This is a genomic window from Roseicyclus mahoneyensis, from assembly GCF_003148775.1.
GTDB lineage: Bacteria > Pseudomonadota > Alphaproteobacteria > Rhodobacterales > Rhodobacteraceae > Roseicyclus > Roseicyclus mahoneyensis.
On the sequence record NZ_QGGW01000001.1, the window covers coordinates 814356 to 835226 of the forward strand.

The 20871-nt window shown below is 66.4% G+C and carries 25 protein-coding genes; 16 read left to right on the top strand and 9 right to left on the bottom strand.

What is annotated here, in order from left to right:
• Positions 1-166 precede the first annotated feature (166 nt).
• The 3 genes from C7455_RS03980 to dusB are packed head-to-tail and all read right to left on the bottom strand — an operon-like array spanning position 167 to position 3599.
• On the bottom strand, positions 167-1555 hold the full coding sequence (locus C7455_RS03980; protein WP_109665640.1) for a response regulator: 1389 nt from the start codon (positions 1553-1555) through the stop codon (positions 167-169).
• A gap of 44 nt (positions 1556-1599) precedes the next feature.
• Positions 1600-2670 carry a two-component system sensor histidine kinase NtrB gene (locus C7455_RS03985; protein ID WP_109665642.1) on the bottom strand — a complete coding sequence of 357 codons (1071 nt, stop codon included), beginning with the start codon at positions 2668-2670 and terminating at the stop codon, positions 1600-1602.
• Positions 2667-3599 carry a tRNA dihydrouridine synthase DusB gene (gene dusB, locus C7455_RS03990; RefSeq protein WP_109665646.1) on the bottom strand — a complete coding sequence of 311 codons (933 nt, stop codon included), beginning with the start codon at positions 3597-3599 and terminating at the stop codon, positions 2667-2669. The genes C7455_RS03985 and dusB overlap by 4 nt, the downstream gene beginning before the upstream one ends.
• A 234-nt stretch (positions 3600-3833) precedes the next feature.
• Here dusB and C7455_RS03995 point away from each other — a divergent pair, with 234 nt between their 5' ends.
• The 5 genes from C7455_RS03995 to C7455_RS04015 all read left to right on the top strand — a co-directional run bounded on the left by C7455_RS03995 (position 3834) and on the right by C7455_RS04015 (position 7110).
• A complete protein-coding gene (locus C7455_RS03995) occupies positions 3834-4997 on the top strand; it encodes a bifunctional 2-C-methyl-D-erythritol 4-phosphate cytidylyltransferase/2-C-methyl-D-erythritol 2,4-cyclodiphosphate synthase (RefSeq protein WP_109665649.1) in 1164 nt (387 codons plus the stop codon).
• Positions 4994-5488 (top strand): phosphatidylglycerophosphatase A family protein, encoded by a 495-nt coding sequence (locus C7455_RS04000; RefSeq protein WP_109665652.1) that lies wholly within the window; start codon positions 4994-4996, stop codon positions 5486-5488. The genes C7455_RS03995 and C7455_RS04000 overlap by 4 nt, the downstream gene beginning before the upstream one ends.
• Positions 5485-5964, top strand: a complete 480-nt coding sequence (locus C7455_RS04005; protein WP_109665655.1) for a CinA family protein — start codon at positions 5485-5487, stop codon at positions 5962-5964. Before C7455_RS04000 ends, C7455_RS04005 begins: the two co-directional genes overlap by 4 nt.
• A gap of 90 nt (positions 5965-6054) precedes the next feature.
• On the top strand, positions 6055-6501 hold the full coding sequence (locus tag C7455_RS04010; RefSeq protein WP_109665657.1) for a hypothetical protein: 447 nt from the start codon (positions 6055-6057) through the stop codon (positions 6499-6501).
• 69 nt (positions 6502-6570) lie between these two features.
• Positions 6571-7110, top strand: a complete 540-nt coding sequence (locus C7455_RS04015) for a TetR/AcrR family transcriptional regulator (RefSeq protein ID WP_109665660.1) — start codon at positions 6571-6573, stop codon at positions 7108-7110.
• Here C7455_RS04015 and C7455_RS04020 read toward each other — a convergent pair.
• Positions 7095-7505: a DUF6314 family protein gene (locus C7455_RS04020; protein WP_109665663.1), complete on the bottom strand. Its 411-nt coding sequence runs from the start codon at positions 7503-7505 to the stop codon at positions 7095-7097. The two genes, C7455_RS04015 and C7455_RS04020, sit on opposite strands and share 16 nt — an antisense overlap.
• The gene (locus C7455_RS04025; RefSeq protein WP_146199917.1) at positions 7502-7870 is read right to left on the bottom strand and encodes a hypothetical protein; all 369 of its coding nucleotides are present in this window, start codon (positions 7868-7870) and stop codon (positions 7502-7504) included. The genes C7455_RS04020 and C7455_RS04025 overlap by 4 nt, the downstream gene beginning before the upstream one ends.
• A gap of 65 nt (positions 7871-7935) precedes the next feature.
• On the opposite strand from C7455_RS04025, the gene purB reads away from it, so the two are divergent.
• The 3 genes from purB (at position 7936) to C7455_RS04035 (ending at position 10835) form a co-directional block, all read left to right on the top strand.
• Positions 7936-9243 carry an adenylosuccinate lyase gene (gene purB, locus C7455_RS04030; RefSeq protein ID WP_109665668.1) on the top strand — a complete coding sequence of 436 codons (1308 nt, stop codon included), beginning with the start codon at positions 7936-7938 and terminating at the stop codon, positions 9241-9243.
• Between the two features lie 150 nt (positions 9244-9393).
• Positions 9394-9558 (top strand): chitin-binding domain-containing protein, encoded by a 165-nt coding sequence (locus tag C7455_RS20050; protein ID WP_170118955.1) that lies wholly within the window; start codon positions 9394-9396, stop codon positions 9556-9558.
• A gap of 215 nt (positions 9559-9773) precedes the next feature.
• Positions 9774-10835 carry a FliG C-terminal domain-containing protein gene (locus tag C7455_RS04035; protein WP_109665672.1) on the top strand — a complete coding sequence of 354 codons (1062 nt, stop codon included), beginning with the start codon at positions 9774-9776 and terminating at the stop codon, positions 10833-10835.
• Here C7455_RS04035 and C7455_RS04040 read toward each other — a convergent pair.
• A complete protein-coding gene (locus C7455_RS04040; protein WP_109665674.1) occupies positions 10832-11308 on the bottom strand; it encodes a type II toxin-antitoxin system RatA family toxin in 477 nt (158 codons plus the stop codon). The two genes, C7455_RS04035 and C7455_RS04040, sit on opposite strands and share 4 nt — an antisense overlap.
• 173 nt (positions 11309-11481) lie before the next feature.
• Between C7455_RS04040 and hpt the strand changes: the two genes are divergently transcribed.
• From hpt to C7455_RS04065, 5 genes are all read left to right on the top strand, one after another.
• A complete protein-coding gene (gene hpt, locus C7455_RS04045) occupies positions 11482-11997 on the top strand; it encodes a hypoxanthine phosphoribosyltransferase (protein WP_109666169.1) in 516 nt (171 codons plus the stop codon).
• On the top strand, positions 11997-12182 hold the full coding sequence (locus tag C7455_RS04050) for a hypothetical protein (protein ID WP_109665680.1): 186 nt from the start codon (positions 11997-11999) through the stop codon (positions 12180-12182). Before hpt ends, C7455_RS04050 begins: the two co-directional genes overlap by 1 nt.
• Positions 12183-12324: 142 nt before the next feature.
• The gene (locus C7455_RS04055; protein ID WP_109665683.1) at positions 12325-12792 is read left to right on the top strand and encodes a c-type cytochrome; all 468 of its coding nucleotides are present in this window, start codon (positions 12325-12327) and stop codon (positions 12790-12792) included.
• Between the two features lie 49 nt (positions 12793-12841).
• On the top strand, positions 12842-13732 hold the full coding sequence (locus C7455_RS04060) for a c-type cytochrome (protein WP_109665687.1): 891 nt from the start codon (positions 12842-12844) through the stop codon (positions 13730-13732).
• A gap of 80 nt (positions 13733-13812) precedes the next feature.
• Positions 13813-14583, top strand: coding sequence for a hypothetical protein (locus C7455_RS04065; protein ID WP_146199918.1), 771 nt, complete (start codon positions 13813-13815; stop codon positions 14581-14583).
• A 10-nt stretch (positions 14584-14593) separates the two neighbouring features.
• Here the strand turns inward: C7455_RS04065 and lipA are convergent, their stop codons facing one another.
• A complete protein-coding gene (lipA, locus tag C7455_RS04070) occupies positions 14594-15544 on the bottom strand; it encodes a lipoyl synthase (protein ID WP_109665697.1) in 951 nt (316 codons plus the stop codon).
• Between the two features lie 135 nt (positions 15545-15679).
• Positions 15680-16840, bottom strand: coding sequence for a DUF6456 domain-containing protein (locus C7455_RS04075; protein ID WP_245904203.1), 1161 nt, complete (start codon positions 16838-16840; stop codon positions 15680-15682).
• 206 nt (positions 16841-17046) lie between these two features.
• On the opposite strand from C7455_RS04075, the gene C7455_RS04080 reads away from it, so the two are divergent.
• Positions 17047-17289, top strand: coding sequence for a DUF6477 family protein (locus tag C7455_RS04080; protein WP_109665701.1), 243 nt, complete (start codon positions 17047-17049; stop codon positions 17287-17289).
• Positions 17290-17298: 9 nt separating this feature from the next.
• On the opposite strand, the gene C7455_RS04085 is transcribed toward C7455_RS04080, so the two are convergent.
• Entirely contained in the window at positions 17299-18846 is a 1548-nt protein-coding gene (locus C7455_RS04085) for a trimethylamine methyltransferase family protein (protein WP_109665705.1), read from the bottom strand.
• Between the two features lie 158 nt (positions 18847-19004).
• Here C7455_RS04085 and guaA point away from each other — a divergent pair, with 158 nt between their 5' ends.
• Together guaA and C7455_RS04095 are read left to right on the top strand one after the other, a co-directional pair.
• Positions 19005-20597, top strand: a complete 1593-nt coding sequence (gene guaA, locus C7455_RS04090) for a glutamine-hydrolyzing GMP synthase (protein WP_109665707.1) — start codon at positions 19005-19007, stop codon at positions 20595-20597.
• Positions 20588-20869: an antibiotic biosynthesis monooxygenase gene (locus C7455_RS04095; RefSeq protein ID WP_109665712.1), complete on the top strand. Its 282-nt coding sequence runs from the start codon at positions 20588-20590 to the stop codon at positions 20867-20869. The genes guaA and C7455_RS04095 overlap by 10 nt, the downstream gene beginning before the upstream one ends.
• The last annotated feature ends 2 nt before the right edge of the window (positions 20870-20871 follow it).

A 20871-nucleotide genomic window follows, 5' to 3' on the forward strand; every position in this document is an offset into this window, starting at 1 on the left:
GACCCAGCGTCGCCGCGCTGCGCACGCCCGGGTCTTCCTTGAACCGCCAGAAGCGGTCGATCAGGCCGCCGGCCTGCCTGTCCGCGGGTTGATCCACGGGATGCTCCCCCAAGGTGACACGGCCAATTCCGGGCTGTCGCCCATCGGCCACGCGACTGTTGCGGGTTTACATCAACTTGCGACGGCGTGTCACGCGGATATCCAGATCGGTGATCTTTTTTCTCAAGGTATTGCGGTTGATGCCCAGCAGATCGGCACATTTGGCTTGATTGCCGCCCGTCGCCTCCAGCGCGATCTCGATCAGCGGTGTCTCCACTTCGCGCAGAATGCGGTTGTAAAGCCCCGCAGGCGGCAACACGCCGCCATGCAGATCGAAGTAGCGCCGCAGATGCTTGGCCACCGAGGACGACAGCTTGTCACCCGGCGCGCCCCCCATCAAAGGCTCGATCGCGGGCTGGTTGCCCAGCACCATCTCGACTTCGGCCTTGCCGATTTCCTCGGTCTGGCCGGTCACGGTGAGCCGCTTGATGGTGTTTTCCAGCTGCCGCACATTGCCGGGCCAGGAATAGGCGCGGATCAGATCCATCGCGTCATTGGAAAAGCGGCGCAGCGGCAGGCCGTCGCGTTCGGCGCGCGACAGGAAATGGGTGACGAGCAACGGAATGTCGTCGACGCGCTCGCGCAAGCTGGGCACGGTCAGCGTCACGCCACCCAGCCGGTAGAACAGATCCTGGCGGAACTGGCCCGCCTCCATCCGCTCCATCAGATCGCGTTGCGAGCTGGCCATGACACGCGGCGCCGAATCCCCGAACGCGTCAAGCATGCGCACGATGCGCGCCTGCGCCTCCTCGCTCAGATCGCCCACCTCATCGAACAGGATCGAGCCGCCGCGGGCCCGCGCGGCCAAGGCGGAGGGTCCGTCCATCCCCTCCAGATCGCCCGCGGTGGCAATGACGAAGGGCAGCGTGCGCCGGTCGGAAAAATCATGGATGGCGCGCGCGATCAGCGATTTTCCGGTGCCGCTTTCGCCGGTCACAAGGACCGGCAGATCGGTGTTCATGACACGCGCCACCAGCCGGTAGAGCGCCTGCATCGCAGGCGTGCGTCCGACCAGCGGCAGATCTTCTTGCTGCGCGGGGATGGCCGCGGCCGAGGCGCCGGTCGCGGCGCTGCGCTGGGGTTGCACACGGCGTTTTTGGTCCAGCGCACGGGCCGCGCGCTTCATCAGGTCGGGCAGGTCGAAAGGTTTGGGCAGGTAGTCGTAGGCATCCTTTTCGGTCGCCTGGATCGCGGTCATGATCGTGTTCTGCGCCGAGATGATGATGACCGGCAGGCCGGGCCGTTTCTCGGTGATCTGCGGCAGTGTCTCGAGCCCGTTCCCGTCGGGCATCATCACGTCCGAGATCACGAGGTCGCCCTTGCCCTCGTCCACCCAGCGCATCAGCGTCATCAGGCTGGATGTGGCGTGCACCTTGCAGCCCGCGCGCGTCAGCGCCTGGGTCAGAACGGTGCGGATGGTGCGGTCGTCGTCTGCGACAAGAACGGTGCCGTCCATGGGTCAGGTCTCTCCGGTTGTCTGGGCGTCTTTGGGAAAGGGGATCATTCCTTCGCCTCCTTGGGGGCGACGGGCAGCGACACCCGGAACACGGTGCGCCCCGGCACGCTGTCGACGCCGATCCAGCCCTCGTGATCGGCGATGATCTTGCTGACCAGCGCGAGGCCAAGGCCCGTGCCATTCTCACGGCCCGACACGAAGGGTTCGAACAGGTCTTGAGAGATGTCGGGCGGGATTCCGGGGCCGTCGTCTATGACCTCGATCTGCAAGGGCACGGCAGCCCCAGATCCATCCTTGCGGCGGACCTTGAGCGACATCTCGTAAAATGTCCGCAACCGGATCGTGCCCCCGCTGCGTCCGGCCTCGGCGGCGTTCTTGAGCAGGTTCAGGAACACCTGCTGCAACTGGTCGGAATCGGCGAAGGTCGACGGAAGGGAGGGGTCGTAGTCATCCTCGATTGTCATGTGGGCGGCGAACCCGATGGCGGCCGATTTGCGCGCCCGGTCGAGGATGTCGTGGATGTTGACCGCGCGTCGGTCAGGCGGGCGGACATTGCCGAATTCCTCGACCTGGCTGAGCAGCTTGAGGATGCGCCGCGTTTCCTCGACGATCAGATCGGTCAGTTCGCGATCCTCGCCGCTGGCGTTCATGGCGATCAGCTGCGCGGCCCCGGTGATACCCGCCAGCGGGTTCTTGATCTCGTGCGCCAGCATCTCGGCCATTCCGATGGCCGATTTCGCCGCCGATTTCGACGACATCGCGCGGTCCATGCGGCCTGCCAGTTCGCGGCTTTCCAATAGCACCAGCACATGGTCGGGCTTGTCGGCCAAGGGTGCAATCTGCACGTCGCAAGACACCGGCTTGCGACTTCCGGTGCCCACGTCGACGGCGTTGACGAACAAGGGCGCGCTGGCGCTGCGGACGCGGGCAAAGGCCTCTTCCAGCGGCGCATCAACAAAGATCTTGTCCCAGACCGGGCTGCCGTCGAGCGCCTTTTTCGACGCGTTCAGAAAGAGTTCCGCGGCGGGGTTCACGTCGCGGATGCGATCCTCGGCGTCGCAGATCACAGCCGGGATCGGGAGGGAGGCCCAAAGGCTGGTTGTGACCTTGGTCATGCAGCATCCCTTCGGGCGGGACGGTCCAGCGCCTGTGCCAGATGCGCCAGAACCTGCGCCGGTGCGGTGGCCGTCAGGACAAGGCGGCGCAGATCGGCGGGCGTTTCGGCCGCGTCCATGTACCAGCCAAGATGCTTGCGCGCGACACGCAGCCCAAGGTCGAGCCCGTAAAAGCCCAGCATGGCCTCATAGTGACCGGCCACCAGATCGACCAGCCGCGCCCCGGTCGGGACCCGCGGCGCAGGCGTGCCGTAAAGGGCGGCGGCGATCTCGGCCAAGGCCCAGGGTCGGCCTTGCGCCCCGCGCCCGACCATGACACCCGCCGCCCCCGACAGGCGGAGCGCGCGCGCGGCACTCTCAGGGCCTGTGATGTCGCCATTGGCGATGACGGGAAGGCTCACCGCCTCGGTCACGGTGCGGATCGCAGCCCAGTCGGCCTGACCCTTGTAGAACTGGCAGCGTGTGCGGCCGTGGATGGTGATCATCGCCACGCCCGCGCCTTGTGCACGTCGCGCAAGGTCTGCGGCGTTCCTTTGCCCGTCATCCCAGCCCAGCCGCGTCTTGAGCGTCACGGGCACCGAAACCGCGCCCACCACCGCCTCGATCAGCGATAGCGCATGGTCGAGGTCGCGCATCAAGGCGGACCCCGACAGGCCGTTGGTCACCTTCTTGGCCGGGCAGCCCATGTTGATGTCGATGACCTGCGCGCCCTGCCCTTCGGCGATGCGGGCAGCCTCGGCCATCCAGTGCGCCTCGCGGCCCGCGATCTGCACGGCGGTACGCGCGGCGTCATAGCCAAGCCGGGCCCGGGCGCGCACGGAGGGCTTGGCCTCCACCATCTCCTGGCTTGCGATCATTTCGGACACGACCATGCCGGCGCCGAAGGACGCGACGAGGTCGCGGAACGGGCGGTCGGTGATACCCGCCATGGGCGCCAGAAGAACCGGCGGTGACGGGGGAAATGCTGCCAATGAAACCGTCAAGTGCCTAATCCTTGTGCGCACGTCCTGAGGCCTAGGTCGACGCGGCGGAGAGTTCAAAAGAAACAATCATGACAGCCCACGCACGGGACAGCATCGCACAGGAATCGGGCGGCCTGCCTAAAAAATGTGCGATCAATGTGCCCCGTTGTGCGGCCCGCGTCCAGCGCCTATCACCGCCGCATGACAAGGACCGATGCCCCCGACCGTCCCCGCATCGCCGCGCTGATCGTCGCGGCCGGGCGCGGCACGCGCGCGGGCGGCGGCCTGCCCAAGCAATGGCGCCCGGTGGCGGGGCGCAGCGTGGCGCAATGGACGCTCGACGCCTTCGACCGCCACCCGTCCGTCGACCTCATCGCGCTGGTCGTGGGCGAAGACACGCCCGCTGACCTCATTCCCTCGACGCACGCGACCGGGTTGCGCGTCGTCACCGGCGGCGCGACCCGCGCAGCCTCGGTCATGGCGGGCCTGATGGCCGTGGATGGCGCGGCCGATCTGGTGCTGATCCATGACGTCGCCCGCCCCGGCGTGCCCGCCCCCGTCATCGACGCGGTGATCGCCGCACTTGCCACCCACCAAGGCGCTGCCCCCGCGCTGCCCGTCACCGATGCGCTCTGGCGCGGCGAAGGGCTGGTCGAGGGCACGGTGCCGCGCGACGGCCTGTGGCGGGCGCAGACGCCGCAGGGCTTTCACCTGCCTGCGATCCTGGCCGCCCACCGCGCCTTTGCGGGCGAGCCTGCCGATGACGTGGAGGTGGCGCGCGCCCATGGCATGGACGTGGCCATCGTGCCGGGCCATGAGGATAACCTCAAGATCACGGCACCCGGCGATTTCGCCCGCGCGGAACAAATACTGGAGAGACGAGGAATGGATATCCGCACCGGAAACGGCTTTGACGTGCACCGCTTCGGCCCGGGCGACCATGTGATGTTGTGCGGCGTGGCCGTGCCGCATGCGCGCGGGTTGCAGGGCCATTCGGATGCCGATGTGGGCTTGCACACGCTGACTGACGCGATCTATGGCGCGCTGGCCGAGGGCGATATCGGCACGCATTTCCCGCCGAGCGATCCACAGTGGAAAGGGGCCGAAAGCCATATCTTCCTGACCCATGCGGTCGAGATGGCGGCGGCGCGGGGTTTCACCATCACGCATGCCGACCTGACGCTGATCTGCGAGCGGCCTAAGATCGGCCCGCATGCAGGCGCGATGCGGGCGCGGCTGGCGGAGTTGCTGCGCATCGAGATCGGCCGCGTTTCCGTCAAGGCCACCACGACCGAGCAACTGGGCTTCACCGGGCGCGAGGAAGGCATCGCCGCCATGGCCACGGTCACGCTGGTGAAAGCATGATCCGCGCGCTTTGCACCCTTGGCCCGATCGGCCACATGCGCCCCGGCCCCGGCACATGGGGCAGCGCCGCCGCCGTGCTGATGGCTTGGGGGCTGCATGTCTTGGGCGGGTTCTGGCTGGTGCTGGCGGCCACGCTGGCTGTCACCGCCCTGGGCTGGTGGGCGGTGGCGCAAGCGACGCGCGGCAGCACAGACAAGGACCCGTCCGAGATCATCATCGACGAGGTGGCGGGCCAGTGGATCGCGCTTTGGCCCGTCTCGCTGGGCGCGCAGATGGCGGGCGCGGGGTTCTGGGACCTGTGGCCGGGCGTCGTCACGGCCTTTGTGGCCTTTCGCCTCTTCGACATCCTCAAGCCCGGCCCGGTGGGCTGGGCAGACCGGCAGACGGGCGCCTTCGGCGTCATGGCCGATGATATGATCGCGGGCTGGATGGCGGCGCTGGTCGTCGCGGTGCTGGCGTTTTTGGCGCATCTGCCGCAGGTGATGGGATGAGCGCCGCCGCGGTGCTGGAGGCGCTGCGACGGCGCGGCTGGCGGCTGGCAACGGCGGAAAGCTGCACCGGCGGCATGATCGCGGCGGCGCTGACCGATATGGCGGGATCGTCGGACGTGTTCGACCGGGGCTTCGTCACCTATTCCAACGCCGCCAAGACCGAGATGCTGGGCGTGCGGCCCGCGACGCTCAAGGCCCATGGTGCGGTATCCGAGCCGGTCGCGGCCGAGATGGCCCAAGGCGCGCTGGAACGGTCGGGCGCACAGATCGCAATCTCCGTCACCGGCATCGCTGGCCCCGGCGGGTCGGAGCACAAGCCCGAGGGGCGCGTCTGTTTCGGGCTGGCCATCGGGGGCGACGTCGTGACCGAGACGCGCGAGTTCGGCGCCATCGGCCGCGCCGAGGTGCGGTCGGCGGCCACCCGCCATGCGCTGACCATGATCCTGAGCGCCGCCTTTCAGCCCCCGTCGCGCTGAGCCGCGCCCTTTGACACGCGGCGACACGCGCAATACCATCCTCGCCAATAATCACACCGCCCGCACTCGGGCATCACAGGCAGGCCGTGGATGACCGAGCTTCCGGAATATTACTTCCGCATCCGCGAGAACGGGGCCGCCGTCTTCCGCGTCTCGACCGAAAACCGGCAGCGTCGCATCGAGATGGAAGAGATCGCCGTCGTCAACATCCGCAACGGCAACATCCGCCCACATGGCGAAACGGTTCTGAGCCCCGGCGACCTGTCCGTGATCGAAGCCTGGATGGAAGACCGCCGCGCCGTGCTGGCGGACCGCGACATCGACGACATCCACCGCGCGATCGATTACCTGAACCTCACGACGCATTGGGCGCAGACCCGCGCCTCGGACGAGGATCTGGAGGATGTCACCGACCGCCTTTTGCTGGCGATGCATGACCTGCGGACGGTCCTCGTGCGCAAGAAGGCCGACCGCATCCTTGCCACGCGCCCCGCGCCGGGGAATGGTGCCGACACCACCGAGGCCACAGGCACCTGACCCGGACAGGCGCACCCGATCCAGACAGGCCACCCGACAGACCAAGAACCAAGGGGGCATCGAGCAGAGATGACGAACCTGAACAAACCCGACCTACTGATCGCGATGGCGGCCCATGTGCGCGGCACCGGGCTGGCGGGGGCCAGTCTCAGGCCGCTGGCGCGCGCGGCGGGCACCTCGGACCGGATGCTGATCTATCATTTCGGATCGAAAGGCGCGCTGATTGCGGCGCTGCTCGAACATCTGTCGGCAGAGATGTTGTCGGCCATGGCCGCCGCCCTGCCCCGCCCTCGCGCACCGTCCGAAGCCGCGGCGCTGGCCGAGATCGTTGCCCTGTTGCGCACACCGACCTTCCGCCCCTACCTGCGGGTCTGGCTGGATATCTTGTCGGGCGCGGGCTGGGGCGATGCCGATCACATCGCGGCGGCACGGCGCATTCTGGTCGGCCAGATCGACTGGATCATCACTCGCCTTCCCGAAACATTGGAACAACCCAAACCGCGCGCCAAGGAAATGCTGGGGCTGATCCACGGTGCGCTGGTGCTCGAGGTGGCAGGGATGACCAAGGCGGCCGATCTGATGCTGGCGCGCGCCTATCCCAAGGGCTGAAACCGGCTGGTTATGACCGCGTCCTTGCGCGGGCCGCTGACATGCCAAACTTGCGTCCAGTCGGGCCAGCACGACAGGTCATAGCTCACCACATAGGTATCGGGATCGCACCAATGCCGGTCGGTCAGGCGCGCCGGTGAGAGCAGGTGAAAGGGCCGCCCATCCGCGAAGAAAACGGCCAGCCCGCCCGCCTCGGCCCGCCACAGGTAGCGCCGCGCGGCCTGCATCGGGGGGGCGGTGCCATAGTGCAGAACGCCCTTTTCGTCTTGCACCAATCCCGCATCGTCTGGGTGCCAGCGGCTGGTCCCCAGCAGGTGTCCGACCAACCCGGCGCGCGCGTCCTCTATCGTCCGGGTCAGACGCCACAGGCCCTGCAGATCGGCCAGCCCGATCACTCGGCGTCCCGCACCATCAGTCGCCCGCTGCTGACATTGCCATAATCATCCGTGAAAGTGATCCCATCCGCCCCGTCCAGCGTGACGCCGTAGCATTCCCACTCCATCGCACGGTGCCAGCGCAGGCAGCGGGCGTCGCCGCGCAGCCACCACTCGCCGAAGCTGAGACGAGAGCGCATGTCCTCATCCATCTGCACCATCAAGCGGCCATTGGCGGCGTGGCGTTCCCAGCCGATCCCGTCATAGATCACGTCATGCGTGGTCAGGATGGCGAACAGGTCCGGCGCGCCCTCGGCCCATGCCGCGCCGGGCGTCAGCAGCGCCAGAACCGCCACCGCGTGCATCAAGTTGCGTGATCCCGTCACCTTGTTCCTCCGCGCCCCTGCCCCTAAGAGAGCGCAAACCCTGTCCCGAACGCAAGGCCCTGCCCATGATCCCCCGCTATTCCCGCCCCGAAATGACCGCCCTGTGGGAGCCCGCCACCAAGTTCCGCATCTGGTTCGAGATCGAGGCGCATGCCTGCGACGCGCAGGCGGCGCTGGGCGTGATCCCGAAGGAAAACGCGGCGGCCGTCTGGGCGGCCAAGGATGTGGAGTTCGACGTGGCCCGCATCGACGAGATCGAGGCGGTGACGAAACATGACGTGATCGCCTTTCTCACCCATCTGGCCGAGATCATCGGCGCGGACGCGGCGCGGTTTGTCCATCAGGGGATGACGTCCTCGGACGTGCTGGATACCACCTTCAACATCCAGTTGACGCGGGCGGCCGATATCTTGCTGGCCGATATCGACGCGCTTCTGGCCGCCCTCAAGATCCGCGCCATGGAACACAAGATGACCGTGCGCATCGGGCGCAGCCATGGCATCCACGCCGAACCCGTGACCATGGGCCTGACCTTCGCCCGTTTCTACGCCGAGATGGAGCGCAACCGGAACCGGCTGGAAAAGGCGCGTTGGGAGATTGCCACGGGCGCGATTTCCGGCGCGGTCGGCACATTCGCCAATATCGACCCGGCGGTCGAGGAGCATGTCTGCGCGCAACTGGGTCTGCGCCCCGAGCCGATTTCCACCCAAGTCATCCCGCGCGACCGGCACGCGATGTTCTTTGCCACGCTGGGCGTGATCGCGAGTTCGATCGAGAATATCGCCACCGAAATCCGCCACATGCAGCGCACCGAGGTGCTGGAGGCGGAGGAGTTCTTTTCCAAGGGGCAAAAGGGCTCCAGCGCGATGCCGCACAAGCGCAACCCGGTCCTGTCCGAGAATCTGACGGGTCTGGCGCGGATCGTGCGCATGGCCGTTGTGCCTGCGATGGAGAACGTGGCGCTCTGGCATGAGCGCGACATCTCGCATTCCTCGGTCGAACGCATGATCGGGCCTGATGCCACCATCACGCTCGATTTCGCGCTCGCCCGCCTTACCGGCCTGATCGAGAAACTGGTGATCTATCCCGACACGATGATCGCCAACATGAACAAGTTCCGCGGGCTGGTGCATTCGCAGCGCGTGCTGCTGGCGCTGACGCAAGCCGGTGTCAGCCGCGAGGATGCCTACAGGCTGGTGCAGCGCAACGCGATGAAGGTCTGGGAAGAGGGCCGCGATTTCCGCGAGGAACTGTTGGCTGACCCGGAGGTGACGGCGGCGTTGAGCCCCGCCGAGATCGAGGACAAGTTCGACCTCGGCTATCACACCAAGCATGTCGACACGATCTTTGGGCGGGTCTTTGGGGAAAACTGACGCAGGGGCAGAGCAGTTTTGCGCCTGATTTCAGCAACAAGCGGAATAGTTGCGGACCAGCCGCGCAAGATCGTTGTCTTTCAAGGCTCGCGTGCTACCTTTTCAACTGCAACAGACGACCAGACCGCAGTTGAGACAGGAGACGCGAGAATGCGCATCAAGACTTTCCTGGCCGCTTTCGTCCTGCTGGCCATGCCGGGCTTTGCCTATGCCGAATGTTCCTGGGGCCGGATGCAAGAAGCCTCCATGAGCTGTGCCGAAGGCATGACTTGGGATGCGACGGCCCAGACCTGCGTCGCCACCGCGACCAGCTGAGCAAAGGCCGCCAGACCAAACCCTTTGAGATCGCGCGCAGTCCGCTGCGCGCGATTTTTTTGATGTTTGCCTGCACCAAACCGCGCCAGTTTTCACCAAATCCGTCTCGCATTCGCGCCGAATACGCCGTGACTCACCCAGCCGCGTCAGCACCGCCTTAACCCCGGCCCGCCACCTTGGGGCTTGGGTGACTGCGAGCGAAGGATGGGTGGGACATGGGCCTGCAACTGGATATTTGCGATCCCGCCATGGGCGGTGAAAACATGCGTGTCGTCGAGCTGCCGGCGCGGCTCAGTTCGCAACAGAAGGCGGCCGTGATCGTGCGCCTTCTGCTCAGCCAGAACGTGTCGCCGGCACTGGACCGGCTGACGCCCGAGATGCAGGCGGATCTGGCCCGCGCCCTTGCCTCGCTGGGGCCGATCAGCCGGGTGACGCTGGCCGAGGTGGTGCGCGAGTTTACCGCGCGGCTCGACGGGCTGGCCCTGACCACGCCCAACACCCTCGCCGATGCCATCGCGCTTCTGGAGCCGCATATCTCGCCCACAGCGCGCGACGGCTTGCGCGCCGAGGCCGAGGCGGGCGATCCGACCGACCCATGGACGCGGCTGGCCGCGATGGAGACGGACCGTCTGCGCCCGCTGCTGATGTCCGAAAGCGCCGAGGTCGCGGCGATCTTGCTGTCCAAGCTGGGGGTCGCCAAGGCGGCGGCGCTGCTGGCGGGCCTGCCCGAGGCGCGGGCGCAGGTGATCGCCCATGCGGTGTCGCTGACCGCGACGGTCACGCCCGCCATGGTGGAGCGGATCGGCGCGCATCTGGTCGAACAGCTGGACAGCGTGAGCGAATCCGCCTTTCGCGCCAGTCCGGTGGACCGGATCGGCGCCATTCTCAACTCGGTCAACGGCGCCCTGCGCGAAGCGCTTCTGGGTGGGCTCGAGGCGCGAGACAAGGGCTTTGCCATCGAGGTGCGGCGCGCGATCTTCACCTTCCAGCATATCCCCAAGCGGGTCGAGCCTGCGGATGTGCCGCGCATCCTGCGCCGGGTCGACCCAGATGTGGTCACCCGCGCCATTGCGGCGGGGATCGAACAGGCGCCGCTGTCTGTGGAGTTCTTGCTGGAAAACATGTCCAAGCGGCTGGCCGAACAGATCCGCGACGACGCAGGCAGCCTGCCGACGCTGCGCCCCGACGAGGGAGAGGCCGCGATGGCCGAGGTGGTCACCGCCATCCGCGCGCTGGAGGAGGAAGGCGAGATCCGGCTGATCCCGCCCGAGGATTAGGCCGAAATCGCCGCGCCGTCGCGCCCGTAAAGCGCCTCGGCCCGGGTCTCGAAGGCGCGCACGATGCGCTGCATGGCCTCGTGAAAGAACAGCCCCGCCGCACCTTGCAAAAGCTTGTTGCGAAACTCGAAATCGACCGAGAAATGTACCTCGCACCCGCCCTTGCCATCCGGCGCGGGCGCGAATTCCCACTTGGAAATCATGTGCTTGAACGGGCCGTCGACATATTCGGTGTCGATCTTGCGGTCGGCCTCCCACAAGGTGACGCGGCTCAGGAAACGCTCGCGGAACATCTTGAAGCCGATCACGAGGTCGGCCAGCATCACGGCATGCCCCCCCTCGGGCGTGACCGAGCGGACGCGGCTGGCGCTGATCCACGGAATGAACTGCGGATACTGTGCGACATCGGCCACCAGCGCATACATCTGGTCGGCGCTGTAAGGCAGCGCCCGGATTTCGGAATGGGTCGGCATCGGTGCTTTCGTCTTTCTTCCCTCGCCACCATGTCATAAAACCTCGGGCGTAGTTCAAGGGGTTCGGGCCGGATCGGCCGGGGGGCATTATGGCGCAGGCATCCACGGTCGCGGGCAAGGGCACCGCAACAGGCGCGCCTGACGGCGCGACACCGGGCTATGAGGTCATCCAGATGATCTCGGCCAAATCCATCGCGGCGCGGATCGAGACGCTGGCCCGCGAGATCGAGGCGGCGTTCGCCGGCACCGACAAGCTGGTGGTCGTGGGCCTGCTGCGCGGGTCCTTCGTCTTCATCGCCGATCTCGTGCGCGAATTGCACCTGCCCGTCGAGGTCGATTTCCTCGAGGCGTCAAGCTACGGCAATGCCACCACAAGCTCGCGCGAGGTGCGCATCCTCAAGGATCTGCGCGGCGAGATCGCGGGGCGTGATGTGCTGGTGGTCGAGGATATCGTCGACACCGGCCACACGCTGACCCATGTGGTGGGGCTGCTGCGCTCGCGCGATCCTGCGCGCCTCAGGACCATCGCCCTGCTCGACAAGCCGTCGCGGCGCGAGGTGGCGATCAAGGCCGACTGGATCGGCTTCGAGATCCCCGACGAATTCGTGGTCGGCTACGGCATCGACTACGCGCAGCGCAACCGCAACCTGCCCTTCATCGGCAAGGTCAGGATGACGGGCGCGGCCTGATGCCCCCTTTCCTCTTGCGCATGGTCTTGTGGCTGCGCCACCCGCCGTCACGCAATCAGCGCATCGCCATCGCGGTCATCTGCGGCATCGGCATAGCATTTGCCGCGATCGAATGGCTGGTGGGCTGGCCCGATTGGCTGACCGCAGACCGCCTGCCCCGCGGCCCCCGACTGACAACGCCGTGACGACAAAAGGCGGGCAGGTCATCGCCGACGCACCATCCCCCTGCGGCAAGTCACAAAAGCGTAGGTTGACGCATCACCCGGCGCCTTTAGGGTTCAGCGTGTGTGATCCGTGTATTTGCCACCCAAAGGGGAGCTTTCCATCATGACCAACCGCATCCGTGTTCTTGCGGCTGCCACCTTCGCCATCATCGGCGTGGGCGCCACTGCCACCATCGCGCAAGACCTGCCCGCCCCGGTGCAGGCGCGTCAGGGTCAGTTCCAGATCATGGCGCTGAATGTCGGCATTCTGGGCGGCATGGCGCGCGGCAATGCCGAGTATGATGCCACCGCAGCCCAGACCGCCGCCGACAACCTTGTGGCCATCAGCATGCTCGACCAGTCCTTCCACTGGCCCGAGGGCACCGACAACATGGCGCTCGACGGCACCCGCGCCCTGCCCGCCATCTGGGAAAACCTTCCCGACGTCGTCGAGAAATGGGGCGCCTTCGGCGCAGCCGCCGAAGGTCTGGCCGCCGTCGCGGGCACCGGGCTCGAACCGATGCAGGCCGCTTTGGGCCCGCTGGGCGCGACCTGCGGCTCTTGCCACGACGCGTACCGCGCGCCGCAGTAAAGATCGGGCCCGGGGCGCGCGGCTTTGCGCACCCCGGGCTGTTGTCACGATGCGCCGCCTCATCGTCATCGCTCTCGTCCTTGGCCTTGCAACGCTTGCAGCAGGCCTGATCGCGACGCGCCCCAGCTTCGTCCACGGTACCGAGCTTGCGGGGCTGACAGGAGATGCCGGAGCGGGTGAGGCGGTGTTCTGGGCGGCGGGCTGCGCCTCGTGCCATGCCGCCGAGGGCGCGACGGACGCGGCGCGGCTGGTGCTGGCGGGCGGGCAGCGATTTGCCTCCGATTTCGGCACTTTCGTCGCGCCCAACATCTCGACCGATCCGGTGCATGGCATCGGCGACTGGACACTGGCGCAGTTCGTCACGGCTCTGCAAAACGGGATCAGCCCCGAGGGGAGGCATTATTACCCCGCGTTTCCCTACACCGCCTATCGGCTGGCGGAGCGGCAGGATCTGGCCGATCTCTGGGCATTCTGGCAGACCCTACCCGCCTCGGACACGCCGTCCCTGCCCCATGAGGTCGGATTTCCCTTTTCGATCCGGCGGGCCGTGGGCGCGTGGAACCTGCTGAACCTGTCGGATGAGTTCGTGGTGGCGGGCGACCTGACCGAGCAGCAGGCGCGCGGCCGTTACCTGTCCGAGGCACTGGCCCATTGCGCCGAATGCCACACACCGCGCGACGCGCTTGGGGGGCTCGACCGGTCGGCATGGATGACGGGCGCGCCGAACCCGTCGGGGTCCGGCACGATCCCGGCCCTGACGCCCGACCGGCTGCGCTGGTCCGAAGCCGACATCGCGGCCTATCTGAACGACGGCTTCACACCGGATTTCGACAGCGCGGGCGGGCATATGGTGTCGGTGATCCGCAACATGGCGATGCTGCCCGAGGCCGACCGACTGGCCATCGCGGCCTACCTCAAGGCGCTGCCCTCCGACGAGTGAACCGGCGCTCGCCTTGACAGCTGGGGCGCTCGGCCACAAATCTCGGCTATCGATGTCATGAGGACCCCAACTTGCGCAACGTGTCCTATGTTTTCGCCGCCCTGATCGGCCTAGCCACGCCATCGGCCGCGCAAGATCATGCTCTCTTTACCCTTGATGACGCCTTGAGCATCGCACTGGAGATTGGGCAAGCATGGCCGGACGACCTCACCACGCTGCGCGAGATCGTGGCGGGCGACCGCGCCATCACATGGTCGGGTTTCGTGGGCATCCCCGGTCCATCCGCGCCCGGGCCTTTTGATGATCCGTGGCTCGGGGGGCTGACCGACGCCAGCTTCAACCCGCCGGTCTCGATCCATTGCATCCGCACGGGCCGTGACAGGCTGGCGGCGCTGCGCGAAATCCAGCTGCTTTATGCCGCACAGGACAACCGCGATGTGGCGCGGCTCGAGGAAGTGTTGCACGCGCTGGCCCCGCCAGCCACCTGGCTGGAAAGCCATGCGGTTGCGGTCGCATGGCGCGAGGTGCCGCACGACGCGATCGCCGCGCAGTTTTGCTTTCTGGGCGTGCCGATCGCGGACCCTGACGCCATCACCGCCGCACCGCCCGCCATCCTGACCGGGCTGTTCGACAGCATCGGGCCTTTTTCCGTGAACGTCACCGGGGAACAGCCGGAACCGGGCAGCTTTATTGCGATGATGACCGCCGAGGGATGGCGGGGCCCCGGCCCGTCAGGCGGGATCGGGCTGACATGGTATGAGGAAATCCCCTTTGCGGTTCTGCGGGGCGAAAACGACCCGGCCACGGTCGTGATCACCGTGGCAAGCTGGCTGTCGCCGCTGGGCAGCTAGGCGCGCGCCCCTAGCCCCGCCCCAGCCGCGCCAGCCGCGCATCCCTGAGCCGCGCGAAGTCATCGCCCGCGTGATAGCTCGACCGCGTCAGCGGCGTGGCCGAGACCATCAGGAACCCCTTGCCATAGGCGGCCTTCTCATAGGCCGCGAATTCGTCGGGATGCACGAAACGGTCGACGGCGTGATGCTTTGGCGTGGGTTGCAGATATTGCCCGATGGTCAGAAAATCGACGTCCGCCGCGCGCATGTCGTCCATCACCTGAAGAACGCCCTGCCGATCCTCGCCCAAGCCCACCATGATGCCCGATTTGGTGAAGATGGTCGGGTCCAGTTCCTTGATCCGCTGCAGCAGGCGCAAACTGTGGAAATAGCGCGCGCCGGGCCGGACCGAGGGATATAGGCCCGGCACCGTTTCGAGATTGTGGTTGAACACATCGGGTTTGGCCGCAACCACGGTTTCCAGAACGGAGGCTGCGCATTTCAGGAAATCGGGGGTCAGGATCTCGATGGTGGTCCCAGGCGCGCGCTTGCGGATCGCGCGGATGGTCATGGCGAAATGCTCCGCCCCGCCATCCTCCAGATCGTCGCGGTCCACGCTGGTGATCACCACATGGTTCAGCCCAAGCTTGGCGACCGCATCGGCCACCCGGCCCGGCTCGAACAGGTCGAGCGCCTGCGGCTTGCCGGTGGCGATGTTGCAAAACGAACAGCCGCGGGTGCAGATGTCGCCCATGATCATCATGGTGGCGTGACCCTGCGACCAACATTCGCCGACATTGGGGCAGCCCGCCTCTTCGCAGACGGTGACCAGCTTGTTGTCGCGCATGATCCGCGCGGTGTCCTGATATCCCTTGCCCACGGGCGCCTTGACCCTGATCCAGCTTGGTTTCTTAGGCTGGGCATTGTCAGGGCGATGCGCCTTTTCGGGATGGCGCTGTTCGGGGATCTTCAGATCGCGCATGGATCGGGCCTCTCTCCTCCGGTTCATGCCTTACCTAGCGCATCTTGCGCGGGTCTGCATGCGCATTTCGGCGCAGCCGAGTTGCATCACATGCAAACCCGCAGGTTGATGGAGATTTTCGGAAAATTCTCTGGATCAGCCCCGCAGCGCCGGCACGAAGCCGTGGCGGTCCTGATAATGCTTGAGCAGGCGCTGCAACCCGATCTTGAGCACGATCTTGCCCGACCGCGCCGACCATCCCAGCCGCCGTTCGGCCGATTCCAACCCCTCGAGGAAACAGCAGACCCGCAGCACCACATCCGACAGTCCCGGCCCGAGATCGTCCAGCGCATCCGACACCCGTTGTCGCGCCGCACGCGGCCCTTCGGCGATGCCGCTGTCGCTGAGGAACCCGCCCCGGTCGCCGCCGGTCAGGAAGCGGTCCCAGTTCTGGCCCACGCGCGGGCCCATCTGTGCGCGCTCGAAATCTTCGCGCAGACGCTCGCCCGCCTGCACCAGATCGGGCGTAAGGAAGACCCTGCCGTCGGACCCCTTGCGCCGCGCCAGCACGGCCAGCGGCGATTCCGCCAGATTGACGCGCAGCTTGCGCGACCGCCCGCCGGGCTCGGCCACCTGTGCATGCCCCCAGACCATATGCTGCGCCTGAAAGGGCGTCGCGGCCTCGGCAAAGCCCAGCGCCTCGTGACGGCGCTTTCGATCTTCGTCCAGCAGTCGGCGCAGGGCGGATTTGCCGGTCGCCGTGATCGTGTAGCGCGCGATGCGACCGGGCTTGAGGCAGCTGATCCAGTCCTTGACGGCAAAGGCCTGCGCGATCTTGCGGTCGACGACGGCGGTGCGGGTCTGTTCGCCATCCGCGCCGGGGCGCAACACAACCGCCTTGTCGAGATCACCGGCGACGGCAAGAACGGCATCGGTTTCGCACAACCGCCGCAAGATGCGACGCGCCTCGCGGGCGATCGTGCCTTCGTCGTCGAGCGGAGACCGGAACGGGGCTGTCATGGGCAAGTGCTCCTTTGACTGGAGGTCAGTGTCGGGGGGCGACAGCAGGGTCGCACCCAGCAGGGTCAGCGCTTCGTCCAGAAGCGGATCGTCGCGGCGGGCCTCGATCCGGCGCACGCGACGGGACACGGTCGAAGGCGCCTCGCCAGTGACGCGCGCGATCTCGCGCAGCGAGCGACCGGCCGTGGTATGGGCAAGATATTGCAGCGCAGGCACCGGCACCCAGTCGGGCGGACTGGGCGGCAACAGGGTTTGATCAGGCACAGGGCGGCCGTGATCGGCCGTGGCCGATGGCATGGTTCCACCTCCCTCACGATTGGACAACAGCGGCAGGATTTCGCCGAATTGATTACCGTTTCGTTAAAATGAGTGGATAAATTGAAATTTGTTTCGATTTCGTAAACGACTAGCGGGGGTGCGCCCGGTGGATAAGCCTGTGTGCAACACCCCACGCTCCGGGGTCAGGCTGGGCATGCAACGATCACCCCGCAGGAGGCCCCGCGATGTCCGATCTGATCTCCACCCTGTCCACGATGCGCCGCCCCGGTCTACTGCTCAGGGCAGCCCGGATGGCGGCCCTGACCGGCGACGCGCACAGGCGGGCACAGCGCCGCCCCGTCCAGACCCTGCTGGCCGAAGAGGACCGTCTGAACGCCGCGCGCCTTGGCGGGGGCTTGGGCTATTCCCCCTCGCGCCATGTCGAGGTGATGAGCGCGATCCTGTGCGCTGCCCGCTCGATCAGTTGAAGCCTGCAGTCAGATAAAGGCGTCGGGCATCGACGCCTTTTTTTGCGTCATGTAGGCGCGCAATTCCTCGTCGATCACGGGATCAAGATGGGGCTGACGGTAATCGTCCAGCATCTTGTCGAGCTTGGCTGAGGCCAGCGCCTCTGTGTCGCGCGCGCCTTCCTCGGACCATGTCTCATAGGGTTTGTAGTCCAGCAAGTTGGTGCGCCAAAAGGCGCTCGCATAATTCTCCTGCGTATGGGCGCAGCCGAGGAAATGGCCCCCCGGCCCCACCTCGCGCAGTGCGTCCATCGCCTGCGCGTTGGTGTCAAAGGGCACGCCTTCGGCGAGCTTGTGCAAGATGCCGAGCTGGTCGGCGTCCATCACGAATTTCTCTGGGCTGGCGACCAGCCCGCCCTCCAGCCAGCCGCAGGCGTGCAGCATGAAATTCACACCAGACAAAAGCCCCGCGTTCAGCGAATTGGCGCTCTCGTAAGCCGCCTGCGCATCGGGCAGCTTGGACCCGTTGAAGGCGCCGGCCGAGCGATACGGCAGGTTCAGCCGGCGCGCCAACTGCCCCGCGCCATAGGTGATCTGGCTTGCCTCGGGCGTGCCGAAGGTGGGGGCGCCGGAATTCATGTCGATCGAGGTGACGAAGGCGCCGAAGATCACCGGCGCGCCCGCGCGGACCAGTTGGGAATAGGCCACGCCCGCCAGAACCTCGGCCAGCACCTGCGTCAGCGTGCCCGCCACCGACACCGGCGCCATCGCGCCGCCGACGATGAAGGGCGAGATGATGCAGGCTTGGCCTGCGGCGGAATAATGCTCCAGAGATCCCATCATCGTGCTGTCAAAGGCCAAGGGCGAGTTGATGTTGATGAGCGAGGTCATCACGCATTGGCTGTCGACCACGTCCGAGCCGAAGAGGATGCGCGCCATCTCGATGCTGTCGGCAGCGCGCGAGGGTTCCGTCACCGATCCCATGAAGGGTTTGTCCGACAGGCTCATATGGGCATAGAGCATGTCGAGATGGCGCTTGTTGACCGGAATATCCGTCGGCTCGCAGACCGTGCCGCCCGAATGGTGCAGCCATTTCGACATATAGGCCAGTTTCACGAACATCTCGAAATCGGCCATGGTCGCATAGCGCCGCCCGCCCAGCCGGTCGCGCACGAAGGGGGGACCGTAAACCGGCGCCAGCACCAGCGTGTTGCCCCCGATCTCGACATTGCGGGCAGGGTTGCGCGCGATCTGGGTGAAGCGGGACGGCGCAGTGGCACACAAGGACCGCGCGAGGCCACGCGGAATATGCACCCGCTCGCCCTGCACATCGGCGCCCGCTTCGCGCCAGCGTTGCAAGGCGGCGGGGTTTTCGACGAAGTTGACGCCGATCTCCTCCAGCACGATCTCGGCGTTGTGCTCGATGATCTCGATTGCCTCGGGCGTCAGGATCTCGAAGTTGGGGATGTTGCGCTCGATGTAGCGCGCGGTCTCGAAGCTGACGGCCGAGCGTTCGGCCCGCCGCGCGGCCCCGCCGCCGCCCCGCTGCCGCCGCGCTGTCTGATCCGCTGCCGCCATATCTTGATCTCCCCCGTGCGAGGTGGTGTGTCCTGCCGCGTTCCTACTCCCTCGGGTCGCGCCTGCACGGGTGGATTGCGGCACCCTGAGGGGGAAAGCGACATGGGCGGCAAGGCCCGGGCTTGCACGGCGTCCCGCCGGGTTCTAATGCGAGGGGCATGAGCACATCCGCCGTTCCCGACCCGCAAGACCATGACCGCCTGCTGATCATCGATTTCGGCAGCCAGGTGACGCAACTGATCGCCCGCCGCCTGCGCGAGCTGAACGTCTATTGCGAGATCCACCCCTACCAGAAGGTCAACGACGCCTTCCTCGACGATTTCGCGCCCAAGGCGGTTATCTTGTCGGGTGGGCCGGACAGCGTGACGCGGCCCGGATCACCCCGCCCGCCGCAATCGGTCTACACCCGCGGCGTGCCCATCCTCGGGATCTGCTACGGTCAACAGGTGATGATGCAAGATCTGGGCGGCCGGGTGGAGGGCGGCAAGATCACCGGCGGCGGCGGCACTGCGGAGTTTGGCCGCGCCTATGTCATGCCTGCGGGCCAATTGCCCCTGCTCGACGGCTGGTTCGAGACCGGGCGCGAACAGGTCTGGATGAGCCATGGCGACCACGTCGCCCAGCTTGCGCCGGGGTTCGAGGTCTATGGCACCTCGCCCAACGCGCCCTTCGCCGTCACAGCCGATGCCAGCCGCCATTTCTACGCCGTGCAGTTCCACCCCGAGGTGCACCACACCCCCAAGGGCGCGAAACTCTACGAGAATTTCGTGCGGCTTGCAGGTTTTTCGGGCGACTGGACCATGGCCGCCTACCGCGAGGAGGCGATCCGCGCCATCCGCGAGCAGGTGGGCGAGGCAAAGGTCATCTGCGGCCTGTCGGGCGGTGTCGACAGTTCGGTCGCGGCCGTCCTGATCCACGAGGCGATCGGGGATCAGCTGACCTGCGTCTTCGTCGATCACGGCTTGCTGCGGGAAGACGAGGCCGAGCAGGTCGTCACCATGTTCCGCGACACCTACAACATTCCGCTGATCCATGCCGAGGAGTCCGAGCGCTTCCTGACGGCGCTGGACGGCGTTTCCGATCCGGAAACAAAGCGCAAGACAATCGGGCGATTGTTCATCGATGTGTTCCAGCACTATGCCGACCAGATCGAGGGGGCGGCCTTCCTCGCGCAAGGCACGCTTTACCCTGACGTGATCGAATCGGTCAGCTTTTCGGGCGGCCCGTCGGTCACGATCAAGTCGCACCACAATGTCGGCGGCCTGCCCGAAAAGATGGGCCTGAAACTGGTCGAGCCCTTGCGCGAACTCTTCAAGGACGAGGTGCGTGCGCTGGGCCGCGAGCTTGGCCTGCCCGACAGCTTCATCGGCCGCCATCCCTTTCCCGGCCCCGGTCTGGCGATCCGTTGCCCCGGCGAGATCACGCGCGAAAAGCTCGACATCTTGCGCAAGGCCGATGCCGTTTTCATCGACCAGATCCGGCGCCACGGGCTTTATGACGAGATCTGGCAGGCCTTCGTCGCCATCCTGCCCGTCCGCACCGTGGGCGTGATGGGCGACGGGCGGACCTATGATTTCGCCTGCGCGTTGCGCGCGGTCACGAGCGTTGACGGAATGACGGCCGATTACTACCCCTTCACCCATGAGTTTCTGGGCGAGACCGCCACCCGCATCATCAACGAGGTCACGGGCATCAACCGCGTGACCTATGACATCACGTCCAAGCCGCCGGGCACGATCGAATGGGAATGATCCACCTCTCTGGCCGGGTGATCTGCCCCAATGCCGAGACTGCCGCGCGCTTGGCAGGACTGTTGCCCGACCATATCCGCCTGACCCGCGCCGAACCGGGCTGTCTGTCGTTCGAGGTGACCCAGTCCGACGACCCGCTGATCTGGCAGGTCGAGGAGCGTTTTGCCGACCGGGCGGCCTTTGACGCCCATCAATCCCGCACGGCCGCGTCGGGATTCGCGGCGGCCACCGTCGGCATAATGCGCGACTACAAGATCACCGAAGCCCCCTGAGG